Source organism: Psychrobacillus sp. NEAU-3TGS (assembly GCF_029955155.1).
GTDB lineage: Bacteria > Bacillota > Bacilli > Bacillales_A > Planococcaceae > Psychrobacillus.
This window is the reverse complement of sequence record NZ_JAPNOZ010000010.1, coordinates 266,889-280,728: the sequence shown is the minus strand read 5'-3', so window position 1 is coordinate 280,728 and position 13,840 is coordinate 266,889. Positions and strand designations below refer to the sequence as shown.

Here is a 13,840-nt window from a genome sequence, read left to right as displayed (position 1 = left end):
GATTGTCGACATTTTTTGGTGTGAGCATGAATGCAAGGCTAGTTTTTGGGTGCCAAAAACCAATACAATTCTAAATAATTTGGGTAAAAGAAAGAACGAACGAGATGTTTTCATTTCTTAATCTTCTAAAAGGCCTCTTATAATAACAACATTTCGACAACTTGGTTGAAAATCACTGCTTAGATGGTATAATAAAAACATACCAAGGATATATTAAAAAGACTGCTCGGTGCGGTCAACACCAAACAGTCATGTAATAAAATAGCATCGCTTCAAAGGCGATCAGCAAATATGAAGAGTAAATCACCCTATTGCTTGCGGCTCAGGGGCGGTTTACTTTTTTTCTTTCGAAAAAGTAAGAATGGAAACAATCAAACCAGCGAACGCAACAGCGAACATCAAGGCTTCGAAAGTTGACATTGGCAACACCTCCTCTCCCTATTCTTGTAAGTAACAAAAATAGTAGATAGGAATAAAAGAGATGCTGACCGCCCATGAACACCATATTCTATTACTCTTCTATTATAACATGTACCTTTAGTTTAGTTGTTGGAATTTTAAAAATATATATAAGCGCAAGAAACAGGAGTGATCCCTTGAAAATACATTACTTAACAATAGGAGAAGTGGCAAAACTCAGTAATATATCTATTCAAACTTTACGTTTTTATGATCGTATTGATTTATTTAAACCAATAAAAATTGACTCGAAAAATCAGTATAGGTATTACCAAAATACCCAATTATATTATTTAGACATTATTAAATCGCTAAAATATCTTGGTCTATCCTTAGAAGAAGTTAAATCTGTACTAACATTGAGTCCTGAAGAACTAGTGGACTATTTGGCAGATCAAGAAAATAAAATCGAAGAGGAATTTCGAAGACTGATCGAAACAAAAGAAGTGTTAAAACGAAAGAAGGAACAAATACAATCATTTGTAGTGGAGTCCGATAAAATGCATGTCTGTATAAAGGAAATTCCAACACAAAAAATAGTAAAGATAAAAACATCTGATATAACCATAAATGATATCCCAAACAGAGAATATGGACTTATTAGCAAGGTGCTAGAAGATATGGGAAGTGTATTCGATACGCTATATGGTGGGGCGTTTGCTTTGGATAATTATGAATCGTTGGAAGATATCCATTACGACTACTTATTTACATATGCTGTGACAGACAAGAAAATCCATATTAACTCTGAAGATGTAGAAATAAGCACAATACCCGCCGGACAATATCTGAGTATTACTTTTGCGTTTACTGCTGACGTATACGAAATTTGTTATCAAAAATTAATGGACTATATTGAGTGGCATCAGATGGAAATAGACCCAATTGTATATGACGTATGGATGCCAATCAATTTCACTGCTTCAAATGAAGATGAATTTTTAGTTGAATTAAAAATAAGAATTCAAGCTACTTGACCCTATAGTTACTATAGGGTTTATTTTTGTAGGTAGAAAGTATTTTATTAGATTGTTAGGAGCTTGAAAATGGTTATGCAAAAAAGTAGTTTAAATAAGACGATATATTTAGTGCTTATAAATTTATTTATTGTGTTTTTAGGGATTGGATTAGTGATTCCTGTAATGCCTACACTGATGAGGGAGATGCATTTAGAAGGGTCTACAATGGGTTACTTAGTGGCAGCGTTTGCGTTCACACAACTATTAGTATCTCCTATAGCAGGAAAATGGGTCGATACATTTGGTCGCAAGAAAATGATTGTGATCGGGATGCTTCTTTTCGCATTGTCCGAGATGCTTTTCGGATTCGGTAAAGACGTGTGGGTATTGTATGTATCTAGAATGTTAGGCGGTGTTAGTGCGGCTTTCATGATGCCGGCAGTGACCGCTTTTGTTGCGGATATTACTTCCTTAAAAGAACGTCCTAAAGCAATGGGATATGTTGCTGCGGCCATTAGCACAGGTTTTATCATTGGACCTGGGATTGGTGGGTTTTTAGCTGAACATGGTACGAGACTTCCTTTCTTTTTTGCAGCAGCTTTAGGGTTTTTAGGATCTATTTTTTCGTTAGTAATATTGAAAGAACCTAAACGACCAGAAATAGAAGAGAAGAAAACAGAAAAAGTAGCAAAATCAGGATTCCGCAAATTGCTGGAGCCGATTTATCTTATTCCGATGCTTATCATTCTTGTATCTAGCTTTGGACTTGCTGCTTTTGAAACTGTCTATTCTCTGTTCGTCGATCATAAATTTGCCTTTACGCCAAAAGATATTGCTTTAATCATTACGGTGAGTGGAATTCTTGGTGTCATTGCTCAAGTGTTATCGTTTGACCGGATTGTAGAGAAAATTGGAGAGATTAGACTAATCCAGGTTTGTATGGGTGTATCGGCAATATTCATATTTGCGATGATTAAAGTATCGACATACTGGTCTATATTAGTGGTGACTTTTGTTATTTTCCTTATGTTTGATTTGATACGTCCTGCATTGACAACGTATTTGTCTAAAATAGCTGGCGATGCGCAAGGCTTTGTAGGGGGATTAAATTCTACATTTACGAGTATAGGAAATATTATAGGTCCCGGAATTGCCGGTATTCTATTTGACGTGAATATTGATTATCCATATGTATTATCGATGTATGTGCTTGCACTTAGCTTTGTTATTTCGCTCTTTTGGAAAGAGCGACAAGCTAACTAAAATAAAAGCTATCCTCTAAAAAAATAGGGGATAGCTTTTTATGTTAGGTTTAGGAGGAAAAGTAACTTGCGATTCTAACCTAAATGGCTCAACACCTAATAATCAAAGTGCGCTTACTTGATATTTATGAAAAAAACGATTGAGTAAATGATTATATTCATTCTTCTTTTCTAAAATTGGCAAATGTCCACAATTGCCAAGAATGACTAATTCCGCTCGGGGCATAAACCATTTCGTTTGGAAGACACTAAACAAAGGATTGATCTCATCGTATTGCCCTCCGATGATGAGAGTTGGAACTCTGATAAATGGCAGGATGGGAAGATAATTAGATTTGATGGCCGAAAAAGAGGATGCGAGATAGGGCGTTTTTTTTATAAGAAACATTTTCTTGGCAGCATCGATTAAGTTGGTTTCTTTACGATATAAACATTTTTCCGCGGTATAGGTTGTATATTCGTCGCTTGTAGATGAATGTAAGTTCCTAGCGCCTTTCATAACTGTCAGTTGTCCTAAACAAGTAGGAGCATACGAAAATGTATTGGATAAAACCATTGACTGAACGATTTTATTGTTCTGGCAATAAATCTCTTGTACGACTAGTCCTCCCATTGAAAGTCCACAAAAATGGGCTTTTTCAATATCTAAAGAAGCAAGGAGGGATAAAATGTCCTGTGCGAAAATGGAAATTGAAATATTATCAAACTCTTCGGATTCGCCATGTCCACGAAGGTCGGGTATGATCAAACGATAATTAGAGGATAGTTCGTATTGGTTTTCCCAGGATTCTTTTTTACTACCTAATCCATGAATTAATACTACAGGTTCACCTTGACCGATATCTAAATAATGGATGGTATTAACCTCCTTTACTATGTTTATTATTGTCTAGTGTTCCCGTGCAACTTCCCATTATTCCTATTTTATTCAAGGAGCAGAAGAAGGCTACATTTCTATCTGAACAAGGGAAGTCATTTTGTCTTTTCATGAAAATCCGATACAATAGGAGATAAGAACATTTAGGTGAAACGGAGGACTTCATTGTGCCGGAAGCAGCAACTTTACAAAAAGAAGCAATGGACATGCTAAAACAGACAAGCAGAACTTTTTACATACCGATCACATTTTTGGAACCAAAACTGAAAAAAGCGGTTGCCTCTGCTTATTTAGTGATGCGTGCAATAGATGAAATAGAGGATCATGAGGCTTTAGGTTCGCAGGAGAAACAAACATTATTGCGTGCGACGAGTAAAATGTTAACAACGGGATTTAACACAAAAGAGTACGAGCAGCTAGTAGAACCTTTCCAAGATATACTGCCAGAGGTTTCCTTAAGGCTTGGCGATTGGCTTGCAATTTGCCCAACAGATTTAGTGGACAAAGTAAAAGAGTCTTCGAGCGAGATGGCTGAGGGTATGGCTAAATGGGTAGAAAAGAACTGGCAAGTAAAAACAAAAGAAGATCTGGATGAGTATACATATTACGTTGCTGGTTTAGTTGGGGTGATGCTATCTGACTTATGGAAGTGGAATGCAGGTATCGATACGGACCGAGAGCTAGCGATTGCATATGGGCGAGGCTTGCAAGCAGTGAATATTCTGCGCAATAAAGACGAGGATAAAGAACGAGGGGTCCAATTCTTCCCTGAAGGCTGGACACGTGAGGACATGTTTCAATATGCAGAGGGTAACTTAGCAAAAGCAGATGAATACATGAAATCCATCAATCGTCGTAGCATTAAATTATTCTGTAAGCTCCCACTGGCACTAGCGCAGAAAACGTTAAAAGCGTTGAAGAGTGGAAAAGAGAAAATGACTCGAGCAGAAGTAGAGGTTACAGTGGAAGAAGTGCAGGCAGAATTTTAAAAACAAAAACCCGAAAAGTGAACTGCCCCATAAAAGTTAGACATGAAATCTAACATTTATGGGGTGTTTTTATGGCTAAATCAGAAATCATATCTATGAATAATAAAAGTTGTCTCAAACACTAATCAATAAAATTGTATTTAACAATTCCACACTAAAAGTGAAAGTAGAAACTTACTTTTTTCTATGAAGGCTGAATTCACCTGATCTAGCATATTAAAATGCCTATTCTTAATAAGAGTGTAAAAACTAAAAGTAGCATATGTGACTCTATTAGGAATATTTAATCATTAGCCTATAAAACATAACGTATAACTTCTTCCTTGTTGAAGGCGGGCATTAGTTTAACATCATAATTTTTTTACAAAATAGATATATATCTGTTTCAGATCTATTCATCTATTCATATTCTAGTAATAATAGAGAGGAGATGAATAGATGGAATCTAATGATGAATTAATTTGTAAAGAGTTTGCTAGAATTATCGGCGGACAAGAGGGATTTGCGGGTGGAAAATGCGTGGCAACAATAAATCGAAATGAAATACATGCAAAAATTTTAGGAAAACGTTTCAGAGTAACCTCTTCTTTCTCATTTGAATCTAGAGATAATCGTGGTCAAGCATTATGCCTAGGTAGAGTAGCACTCTTGCAAAAAGAAGTCGATAGTTTTGTTGCTTCTATTTCAAAACAAGGCATAATTGTTTCATCCATACACAACGAGTGGCTATTTGATAATCCCAATTTGATATACGTTAATATCGAAGCTGATGATGATCCACTAGTTTTTGCTAGAAAAGTCAGAAGAGCGTTAAGGAACTAACAGCACTTGTTGAAAATAGATGGATTATTTTGTATTATCTAGAACAAAGTACGTAGTAGTTACCTTTTAAAATCTTCATAGTTGATTAAAATTAATAATGATAATCAATGTCAACTATTGAGTGTATTGAAAGTACCTCTTGTTGTATACTTATATTGCCAGGTGGATATTTACACTTTCAATACATTTAAAATGGAGGGAATAACGATTTTATCTGAAAAATTACATGAAGCATTGAATGAGCAAATGAATTTTGAATTTTATTCGGCACATGCCTATCTAGCAATGGCTGCATTCTGCACAGCAGAAACGTATGATGGATTTGCCAATTTCTTTTTAGTGCAAGCCGAAGAAGAGCGTTTCCATGCAATGAAATTTTATAATTTCCTAAGTGATTTAGGATATAGAGCTACAATTGATGGTTTTGAACGCCCACATAATGAATTTGACTCTATTTTAGATGCGTTTGAATCAGCATTAGCGCATGAAAAAGAAGTGACACGTCGTATTTACCATTTATCTGATATTGCTTTAGATGAGCGTGAGCATGCAACAATGGCATTTCTAAGGTGGTTTATCGATGAACAAGTAGAAGAAGAGTCAACATTCGATACGCTTATTAATAAAATAAAGCGAATTGAAAATGATTCAAATGCAATTTTTATGCTAGATTCGGAGCTAGCTTCCCGTACATTTACACCGGACGAGGCATAAAAATAGCATTAATCAAATAGAAAATCCCAAGAGGAATTGTTTTTCTTCTTGGGATTTTTTATGTTCCAATTAAAATGAGTTAACCAATAAAAAAAATATGTTTACACAAATAGAATTACAAGCTATGATTTATTTAATTCATAGATGTCGACTTCTTTTGAAAATTTGTAATTGTACATTACTTATACGGGGGAAAAAATGAAAACAAAAGAAATGGTATTCGCTGCATTATTTGCGGCATTAATAGGTGTATTAGGCATGATTCCGCCAATCCCACTAGGCTTTATACCAGTGCCAGTCACTGCACAAACGCTTGGTGTTATGCTTGCTGGGAGCTTTTTAGGAAAGAAAACGGGCGCTATAAGCCTGATTTTATTTATCGTATTAGTTGCTTTAGGTTTACCTTTATTGTCAGGTGGACGGGGTGGTCTAGCTCCTTTAGTTGGTCCGTCAGCTGGGTACATTTTCAGCTGGCCCATTGCCGCATTTTGTATCGGACTGGCGATTGAAAAAGTATGGCCAACGTTAAAAATATGGAAAGTGATTATTATCAATTTTATTTTTGGGGTTGTACTGGTTAGTTTAATTGGTGCACCTGTAATGGCAATTATTACGAATACATCCGTTTGGGCTGGACTGGTAGGCGCTACCGCATTTTTACCTGGAGATTTAATAAAAGCCATTATTGTAGCTATTATTGTTATGCAAATTAAAGCAGTTAGTCCAATTGAGCAGAAGATTAACAACTAAAATATTGAACGATTAAATAGGGTGATGAGAGATGAATCTAGCAGAACTATTCATATGCAAGGCAATGCAACATCCGGACAAAATTGCTATATCAGCTGGCCAGGAATACCGTACATACGCAGAACTTGTACAGTCGATGAAAAAAGTAGCTTATGGGTTACAGCGAAATTGTTTAAAGCATGAAAATATCGCCATTTTATCAACGAATAGAATAGAATTTGTGGAGGTTTTTCTTGGAGCGATTTATGCAGGCTGTATTCCAATTCCACTAGATCCCAAATGGAGTGCAAATGAAGTAATCGTTATTTTAAAACAATGCATGCCGAAAATAATATTTGCTGAGTCTGCATTTGCAACGAATTTAAAGTCGCAACAGAGTGACATGCAGCTCTTCACCTTTTCTGATGGAGAGACTGGTTCCTATGACAGCTGGCTATCGAGCTTAAAACCGGAAGCTGAAATGGATAAGACGAATGAATTATTATTTATAGGCTTTACATCGGGTACAACAGGAATTCCAAAAGGGTATATGCGCACTCATTTATCATGGATTAAGAGCTTTGCAGCGACGAATGAAGCATTTCGATTCGACGAGATGGAGCATATTTTAGCGCCGGGTCCATTCGTCCAATCATTGTCTTTATTTGCTTTAATGCAGAGCTTGTATAACGGGGGAACTTTTCATATCTTACCTAAATTTAATGCTGCAGAAGTTTTGCGGCTCTGTAAACAGCATCCCAATACGATTTTATTTGTCGTACCAACGATGATTGAATCAATGCTTGAGCAGGCTGCTCCGGGTCAGGTACATATCCAAGCATTGATATCGTCGGGAGCAAAGTGGTCCGAGGCATCGAAGAAAAAGGCGAAGGAAGTGTTTGGAGAAGCAAGGCTATACGAATTCTATGGTTCATCAGAAGCAAGTTATATTAGCTATTTGGATATATACGAAGAAAACAAACCCCACTCATTAGGAAAACCCTTTCCAGGCGTTCAAGTCTCTATTCGGGATGAATATTTTCGGGAAGTACCGACTGGAACAATTGGGCAGCTCTGTATTCGAAGTGACATGATGTTTTTAGGATATCATCATTTGCCTGATGAGACGAGGGCCGGTTTTCAAGATGGCTGGCTCATGCTTGGAGACTATACATCCATGGATGAGGACGGCTATTTATATTTGGCGGGTCGTGCAAAAAATATGCTCATTTCTGGTGGTCTTAATATTTATCCAGAAGAAGTAGAAGCGGTGTTACAGCAACATTCTGCAATCGGGGAAGTAATGGTGCTTGGGAGCCCAGATGCATACTGGGGGGAGCGAGTGGTAGCACTTATAAAATGGGATGGGTCTCATCGCCTATCGATAGAAGAAGTGAAAGCGTATTGTCGAGATTATTTAGCGAGCTATAAAGTTCCAAAGCAGCTTATAACGGTGGATGATCTTATTTACACAAGTAGTGGGAAATTAGCCCGTCAGGCGATGAAAGACTATATGGAGAAGGTGTTGGTATGACAGAAGCAGTGATTGTCCTGGCAAAACGCACGCCAATAGGAAAAATGGGTGGGATGTTAAGCACACTAGAACCGGAGAAATTATTAGCGCCACTTATCAAGCATATTGTTGCGGAAACGAATTTGTCGAAGGATATCATTGATGATGTCATCATTGGCAATGCCGTAGGACCAGGAGGGAATATTGCCAGAGTTTCAGCGCTTGAAGCAGGTCTTCCTGTCACTGTTCCTGGCGTGACCGTAGACCGGCAATGTGGCTCTGGTTTAGAAGCAATCAATATAGCTGCTAGATTAATACAAAGCGGTGCAGGTAATATCTACTTAGCGGGTGGTGTGGAAAGCACGAGTCGAGCACCTTGGAAAATGGCTAAGCCTCAAAGCTTAATGGGTGTACCAGAGTTATATACACGTGCTCGTTTCACTCCGAGTAGCTACGGTGATCCAGATATGGGAATCGCAGCGGAGAATGTGGCAAAAAAATATATCATTTCCAGGGATGAACAAGATCAATTTGCTTTGGAAAGTCATCGGAAAGCCATTCATTCTCAGCAAACTGGACGATTTGAGCAGGAGATTATGCCTCTTTATGTTAATGGAGAATGGATTACCAAAGATGAATGCCCAAGAGCTAACACAAGCATGGAAAAGCTACAGAAATTGTCACCTGTATTTCAGGAAGATGGCACGGTCACTGCTGGAAATGCATGTCCGATTAATGACGGGGCTGCTCTTATTTTGATTATGTCTCGTGAAAAATGTGACGAGCTGAACCTTAAGCCGATCTTACGAGTAGTAGATGCGCAAGTGGCAGGGGTAGATCCAAATTATTTAGGAATTGGCCCTATACCAGCTGTGCAAAAAGTGTTAAAGCGTCAGCAACTAACGGTAGATGATATAGATATAGTGGAGTTTAATGAAGCCTTTGCCTCTCAAGTATTAGCCTCTTTAAAGGAACTTCATATTCCACTAGGAAAGGTAAACCGAGGGGGCGGTGCATTGGCGATTGGTCATCCTTACGGTGCATCAGGTGCAATTTTAATAACAAGACTATGTGCTGAAATGTTGTACAAACCTTATAAAAAAGGGCTTGCCACACTGGGGATTGGTGGCGGAATAGGGCTTGCAACGCTTGTAGAGGCAGTCGAATGAATAAGGTCCATCAACAGCTTTATGTGACGTCGGAGTGGATTTCGCAGTACGCACAAAGTATAGAAGCTCCTTTACAGAAGATGAATGGTATCTTAATTGCCCCTTCCACCATGCCAATTATATTTTGGCAAGAATTCGATATTCCATGGCTTAAAGAGGCTAGAACACTGATACATGGTACACAGCGTTTTTCATATAAGTCACCAATTACTGCAGATATGTTGCTAGATTGTGAATTAGCGTTAACGAATGTAGAAGAAAAGGTAGGGAAACAAGGAATGCTTACTTTTTTAACACATACCCTCGTTTGTAAATGCAACGATGATCTAATAGCCACAGCAGAAACAGTACTAATACAAGTAGGTGACCCGTATGAAAAAGCATATAACAGTTGAAGTAATCGCACAGTATGCAATCGCTTCAAAAGATACATCAACCATTCACTTAGACGTAAATGCAGCACGTAAAGCTGGATTCAAGCGTCCAATTGCACATGGTATGTATATCATGGGTCTAGCACAGTCATTGTATTTATCGGAGCATCCTACAATATGGATTACAACGTATAAGATGAAGTTTCAGAAGCCACTTTTTGTGGGGACGGTAGCCATTTTTAATTTTGAGCGTGTAAAGGATCGTGTTGAATTGGCTGTTACTACGGAAACTGGCGAAAAGATTGCAGCAGGATCTTTTTTAGTAAAGGAGTTGCAACGATGAAAAAAGTAGCCATCATTACGGGGTCCACAAGAGGTATTGGGCGGAGTACTGCCTTGCACCTTGGACAATTAGATTATCAGGTTGTTGTGAATGGCACAAAACAGGAGTTAGTAGATAAAGTTGTGCAAGATATCAAGGGAACTGGCGGAGTTGCAATGGGATTCGTTGCTAATATTGCCAATCCAATTGCAGTCACTAAAATGATTGATGCAGTTATGGTCCAATTTGGTCGCATAGATGTTCTTATACATAATGCAGGTAACTTGCATGATCAAAAATGTTTAAGGATGACAGATAAAGAGTGGCAATCTGTATTAGGTGTGCATTTAAACGGTGCTTTTTATAGCATTCGACGAGTACTTCCCTATATGGAAGAAAGTGGTGGTGACATAATTTTAATGACCTCTACAGCAGGGTTAGGAGGCTCGATTGGACAAGTGAATTATAGTGCAGCAAAAGCAGGAATACTTGGTATGACATGGACGCTTGCAGCTGAACTAAAGCGCTATAACATTCGAGTTAATGCTATTTCACCAGCTGCTTTAACAGATATGACAAGACCTGTTATTGAACATATAAAAAACAAGTATGCCAGTAAAAATGAGCCGTTTCCGGATTATTGGAAAGTAGGAGAGGCAGATGACGTTGCCCGTTTTGTAGGGCGGCTACTTGCACAGCAAGATCCAGATTTAACTGGTGAAATATTTGGTGTAAACGGTTCGAAAGTGACTTCTTGGCAAAAGCCTATTCCTACATTTTCTGAAAATAATATAGATGCATTTTTCACAACATGGCAAAGTCGAAAGGGAAGTGAATAGATGTTTACTTTCGATCATGTTCATTTTTATTATAAAAAAGGCCAGCCTGTTATCGATGATGTGAGTTTTACGATTCAAGCGGGGGAGTTTGTGTCGATTGTCGGTGCAAATGGTAGTGGGAAATCTACAGTTGCAAAGCTAATCGACGGATTGCTTTTACCTAAGAAAGGAACCGTAAAGTTTCACCAATTAGATACGGCAAATCCTCATGATCTCATGAAAATTCATCAACAAATAGGTTTCGTCTTTCAAAATCCTGAGGACCAATTTATCACAACGACTGTCATGGACGAGGTACTTTTTGGCTTGCAAAATATTCAAGTTCCAAGGGAAGAAATGCGAGGGAGAGTGGAAGCTTCATTGCGGGCTGTACATATGGAGGATTATTTAGATGCAATGCCGCACCAATTATCAGGTGGTCAAAAGCAGCGTGTGGCGATAGCAGCTATATTAGCAATGCGGCCACAAATGATTATTTTTGATGAGGCGACTTCTATGCTTCATCCAGAAGGAAGAAAACAAGTGCTAGCTATTATGCAGGATTTACATCATCAAGGCATGACGATTGTACATATCACGCATCATATGGAGGAAGCGCTACAAGCAGAGCGTATTTTACTAATACACGAAGGACGTCTTCAATTTGATGGGGACCCATTGAGATTTTTTGAAACAGTAGCTGTCACAAACTATCAATTACAGCTACCTTTCCAAGTTCGCTTACATAAAACACTCCAGCTAGAAGGGCCAATAGCTGTCAATTGGAAAGAAGGGATTCGTTCACAATGGTCTATCAATTAAACAATGTGAGTGTGAAATATTCCAATCGAACGGCGGTAAGAAATATAAGTTGTACAATCGAAGAAGGTAAGTGGATTTCGGTTATTGGCCAAACAGGTGCAGGAAAGTCGACGTTTGTTCAAGTGTTAAAAGGGTTGATTTCTAATATTGATGGAGATTATTTAATCGATCAACGGCCTGTTAAAAGAGATGCTAAAGGGCAACTAATGGTTATCCCAGAAATCGGTTTTGTTTTTCAATATCCAGAGCACCAATTATTTGAAACGACCGTATTCAAAGAGCTTGTTTTTGCACCAAAGCAACAAGGCTGGTCTCATCAGCAAATTTCAAAGAGCATCTCCAACGTTTTGCCACTACTCGGTCTGGCAGAAGATATTTTACCATTAGCTCCTTTTCAATTAAGCGGTGGCCAAAAACGCAGAGTAGCAATTGCCTCCGTGTTAATGATGAATCCACAGCTTCTTATCGTGGATGAACCGACAGCTGGTCTTGATCCAGTAAGTAAAGCTGCATTACTACAATTACTGAAAAATTGGCAGCAGCAAGAAAGCCGAACGATTGTATTCGTATCGCATCAAATGGAAGATGTTGCAGAATACTCGGATGAAGTAATTGTATTTCATGAAGGTTGCCTAGTGAAACAGTTAGATACCCGATCATTATTTTTGGAACAACCTCATTTACTAGAGAATATAGGAATGTCGTTACCAGAATCCATCCAGTTTTTAAGAATAGTAGAGGAGTTAGCGGGAGAGAAGATTAACATCTCCAGTTGTAGGGAGCAGGAAATTTTAGATAAGATTCTCCCAATTTGGAGAGCGAGGGGGCTTCTAAATGTCTGAGAGCGTCTTGATAGGCCAGTATATCGAGACCAATTCCGTATTTCACCGACTTGATCCGAGGACGAAGATTGTAAGTATCTTTATCATCATGCTAAGTTTTCTTATGCTTGGGACTGTTACGAGTTATGTAATTGCCACTTTATTTGTCTTTGGTATTTTGATGATATCAAAAATACCATTTCCTATTTTTATGAGAGGGTTAAAGCCAATTTTATTTATTTTGTTTTTTACTTTCATCTACAATGTCCTGCTCACAAAAGGTACTGTCATTTGGTCTTGGTCATTTATTGAAGTGACTATGGAAGGAATACAAAATGGAGTGCGTTTCGTCTGGCGAATTATTTTACTCGTGCTATTAGCTTCTATTTTAACGTTAACGACAAAACCATTAGAGTTAGCAAGTGGCCTTGAAAAGCTATTGGCACCGCTCTCCAAACTTCATGTGCCGGTCGAACAGTTTTCTTTAATGATTGTAATTGCAATTCGTTTTATACCGACAATTTTACAGGAACTAGAACGGATTATCCTCGCACAAAAAGCAAGAGGTCATGATATTAGTAATTTACCGTTTGTAAAGCGAATGCTTGCTTATATTCCAATTCTAGTTCCTTTGCTGTTCACTACTGTACAGCGTGCGGAGCAGTTAACTTACGCAATTGATGCGCGTGCTTATGGTAAGGGAAAGGGAAGAACTGCGTATAAACTATTGCAATTTCAGCAAGTAGATTACGTAGTAGGAATGGTCGCTGTGTTATTTGTAATTACAGTGTTGGTCATCAAAATAGGAGGAATGTAAATGAAAGTATATGGAGCTATCGTGGACGATGAAACGCGCTGTACGCATTATCATACCGAAAAAGATATTATTGCCGTAAAGTTTAAGTGTTGTAACCGCTATTATCCTTGTTATAAATGTCACGAGGAAGAGTCCGATCATAAAATCGAACGTTGGCCAAAGGAGCAGTTTGACGAACTGGCTATTCTATGTGGGAGCTGTCAGACGGAGTTAACGATTCATCAATATATGCAGACGGATAGCTGTCCGGGATGTCAGGCAACTTTTAACGAGCGCTGTAGTGCCCATTATCCGATTTATTTTGAATGAATGCTTAATAGATAAAATCCCAAGATATAATGCATCTTGGGATTTTTGTGCATGCGTAATAAAT

17 protein-coding genes are annotated in these 13,840 nt (G+C 38.2%); 15 read left to right on the top strand and 2 right to left on the bottom strand.

Annotated features, from left to right (window positions below):
• Positions 1–333: 333 nt before the first annotated feature.
• Positions 334–420, bottom strand: coding sequence for a putative holin-like toxin (locus tag OR571_RS22940; protein ID WP_477919055.1), 87 nt, complete (start codon positions 418–420; stop codon positions 334–336).
• A 176-nt stretch (positions 421–596) separates the two neighbouring features.
• Here OR571_RS22940 and OR571_RS09950 point away from each other — a divergent pair, with 176 nt between their 5' ends.
• Both OR571_RS09950 and OR571_RS09945 read left to right on the top strand, forming a co-directional pair.
• Positions 597–1,436 carry a MerR family transcriptional regulator gene (locus OR571_RS09950; RefSeq protein WP_282242644.1) on the top strand — a complete coding sequence of 280 codons (840 nt, stop codon included), beginning with the start codon at positions 597–599 and terminating at the stop codon, positions 1,434–1,436.
• A 75-nt stretch (positions 1,437–1,511) separates the two neighbouring features.
• Positions 1,512–2,681, top strand: coding sequence for an MFS transporter (locus tag OR571_RS09945; RefSeq protein WP_282243144.1), 1,170 nt, complete (start codon positions 1,512–1,514; stop codon positions 2,679–2,681).
• Positions 2,682–2,783: 102 nt separating this feature from the next.
• On the opposite strand, the gene OR571_RS09940 is transcribed toward OR571_RS09945, so the two are convergent.
• Positions 2,784–3,494, bottom strand: a complete 711-nt coding sequence (locus tag OR571_RS09940) for an alpha/beta fold hydrolase (protein WP_282243143.1) — start codon at positions 3,492–3,494, stop codon at positions 2,784–2,786.
• A gap of 230 nt (positions 3,495–3,724) precedes the next feature.
• Between OR571_RS09940 and OR571_RS09935 the strand changes: the two genes are divergently transcribed.
• The 13 genes from OR571_RS09935 to OR571_RS09875 all read left to right on the top strand — a co-directional run bounded on the left by OR571_RS09935 (position 3,725) and on the right by OR571_RS09875 (position 13,776).
• On the top strand, positions 3,725–4,546 hold the full coding sequence (locus tag OR571_RS09935; protein ID WP_282242643.1) for a phytoene/squalene synthase family protein: 822 nt from the start codon (positions 3,725–3,727) through the stop codon (positions 4,544–4,546).
• Positions 4,547–4,984: 438 nt separating this feature from the next.
• Positions 4,985–5,368 (top strand): DUF1259 domain-containing protein, encoded by a 384-nt coding sequence (locus OR571_RS09930; protein ID WP_282242642.1) that lies wholly within the window; start codon positions 4,985–4,987, stop codon positions 5,366–5,368.
• A 207-nt stretch (positions 5,369–5,575) separates the two neighbouring features.
• Positions 5,576–6,082, top strand: a complete 507-nt coding sequence (locus OR571_RS09925) for a ferritin (RefSeq protein WP_282243142.1) — start codon at positions 5,576–5,578, stop codon at positions 6,080–6,082.
• A 198-nt stretch (positions 6,083–6,280) separates the two neighbouring features.
• Entirely contained in the window at positions 6,281–6,832 is a 552-nt protein-coding gene (locus tag OR571_RS09920; protein ID WP_282242641.1) for a biotin transporter BioY, read from the top strand.
• 31 nt (positions 6,833–6,863) lie between these two features.
• Positions 6,864–8,345: an AMP-binding protein gene (locus tag OR571_RS09915; protein ID WP_282242640.1), complete on the top strand. Its 1,482-nt coding sequence runs from the start codon at positions 6,864–6,866 to the stop codon at positions 8,343–8,345.
• The gene (locus OR571_RS09910) at positions 8,342–9,493 is read left to right on the top strand and encodes a thiolase family protein (protein WP_282242639.1); all 1,152 of its coding nucleotides are present in this window, start codon (positions 8,342–8,344) and stop codon (positions 9,491–9,493) included. Before OR571_RS09915 ends, OR571_RS09910 begins: the two co-directional genes overlap by 4 nt.
• A complete protein-coding gene (locus tag OR571_RS09905) occupies positions 9,490–9,888 on the top strand; it encodes an FAS1-like dehydratase domain-containing protein (RefSeq protein ID WP_282242638.1) in 399 nt (132 codons plus the stop codon). The genes OR571_RS09910 and OR571_RS09905 overlap by 4 nt, the downstream gene beginning before the upstream one ends.
• Positions 9,866–10,210: a MaoC family dehydratase gene (locus OR571_RS09900; protein ID WP_282242637.1), complete on the top strand. Its 345-nt coding sequence runs from the start codon at positions 9,866–9,868 to the stop codon at positions 10,208–10,210. Before OR571_RS09905 ends, OR571_RS09900 begins: the two co-directional genes overlap by 23 nt.
• Positions 10,207–11,028 (top strand): SDR family NAD(P)-dependent oxidoreductase, encoded by an 822-nt coding sequence (locus tag OR571_RS09895; protein ID WP_282242636.1) that lies wholly within the window; start codon positions 10,207–10,209, stop codon positions 11,026–11,028. Before OR571_RS09900 ends, OR571_RS09895 begins: the two co-directional genes overlap by 4 nt.
• Positions 11,029–11,829 (top strand): energy-coupling factor transporter ATPase, encoded by an 801-nt coding sequence (locus tag OR571_RS09890; protein ID WP_282242635.1) that lies wholly within the window; start codon positions 11,029–11,031, stop codon positions 11,827–11,829. It begins immediately after the preceding gene.
• Entirely contained in the window at positions 11,814–12,671 is an 858-nt protein-coding gene (locus tag OR571_RS09885; RefSeq protein ID WP_282242634.1) for an ATP-binding cassette domain-containing protein, read from the top strand. Before OR571_RS09890 ends, OR571_RS09885 begins: the two co-directional genes overlap by 16 nt.
• Positions 12,664–13,467: an energy-coupling factor transporter transmembrane component T family protein gene (locus tag OR571_RS09880; protein WP_282242633.1), complete on the top strand. Its 804-nt coding sequence runs from the start codon at positions 12,664–12,666 to the stop codon at positions 13,465–13,467. The genes OR571_RS09885 and OR571_RS09880 overlap by 8 nt, the downstream gene beginning before the upstream one ends.
• Complete coding sequence (locus OR571_RS09875; protein WP_282242632.1) at positions 13,468–13,776, top strand: CHY zinc finger protein; 309 nt, start codon at positions 13,468–13,470, stop codon at positions 13,774–13,776.
• Positions 13,777–13,840 lie beyond the last annotated feature (64 nt).

What these genes read in the sequence shown, in the direction of transcription:
- OR571_RS09895 (WP_282242636.1), top strand. Translation starts at nt 10,207, where the DNA reads ATGAAAAAAGTAGCCATCATTACGGGGTCCACAAGAGGTATTGGGCGG.
- OR571_RS09875 (WP_282242632.1), top strand. Translation starts at nt 13,468, where the DNA reads ATGAAAGTATATGGAGCTATCGTGGACGATGAAACGCGCTGTACGCAT.
- OR571_RS09885 (WP_282242634.1), top strand. Translation starts at nt 11,814, where the DNA reads ATGGTCTATCAATTAAACAATGTGAGTGTGAAATATTCCAATCGAACG.
- OR571_RS09930 (WP_282242642.1), top strand. Translation starts at nt 4,985, where the DNA reads ATGGAATCTAATGATGAATTAATTTGTAAAGAGTTTGCTAGAATTATC.
- OR571_RS09910 (WP_282242639.1), top strand. Translation starts at nt 8,342, where the DNA reads ATGACAGAAGCAGTGATTGTCCTGGCAAAACGCACGCCAATAGGAAAA.
- OR571_RS09945 (WP_282243144.1), top strand. Translation starts at nt 1,512, where the DNA reads ATGCAAAAAAGTAGTTTAAATAAGACGATATATTTAGTGCTTATAAAT.
- OR571_RS09900 (WP_282242637.1), top strand. Translation starts at nt 9,866, where the DNA reads ATGAAAAAGCATATAACAGTTGAAGTAATCGCACAGTATGCAATCGCT.
- OR571_RS09880 (WP_282242633.1), top strand. Translation starts at nt 12,664, where the DNA reads ATGTCTGAGAGCGTCTTGATAGGCCAGTATATCGAGACCAATTCCGTA.
- OR571_RS09920 (WP_282242641.1), top strand. Translation starts at nt 6,281, where the DNA reads ATGAAAACAAAAGAAATGGTATTCGCTGCATTATTTGCGGCATTAATA.
- OR571_RS09890 (WP_282242635.1), top strand. Translation starts at nt 11,029, where the DNA reads ATGTTTACTTTCGATCATGTTCATTTTTATTATAAAAAAGGCCAGCCT.
- OR571_RS09915 (WP_282242640.1), top strand. Translation starts at nt 6,864, where the DNA reads ATGAATCTAGCAGAACTATTCATATGCAAGGCAATGCAACATCCGGAC.
- OR571_RS09905 (WP_282242638.1), top strand. Translation starts at nt 9,490, where the DNA reads ATGAATAAGGTCCATCAACAGCTTTATGTGACGTCGGAGTGGATTTCG.
- OR571_RS22940 (WP_477919055.1), bottom strand. Translation starts at nt 420, where the DNA reads ATGTCAACTTTCGAAGCCTTGATGTTCGCTGTTGCGTTCGCTGGTTTG.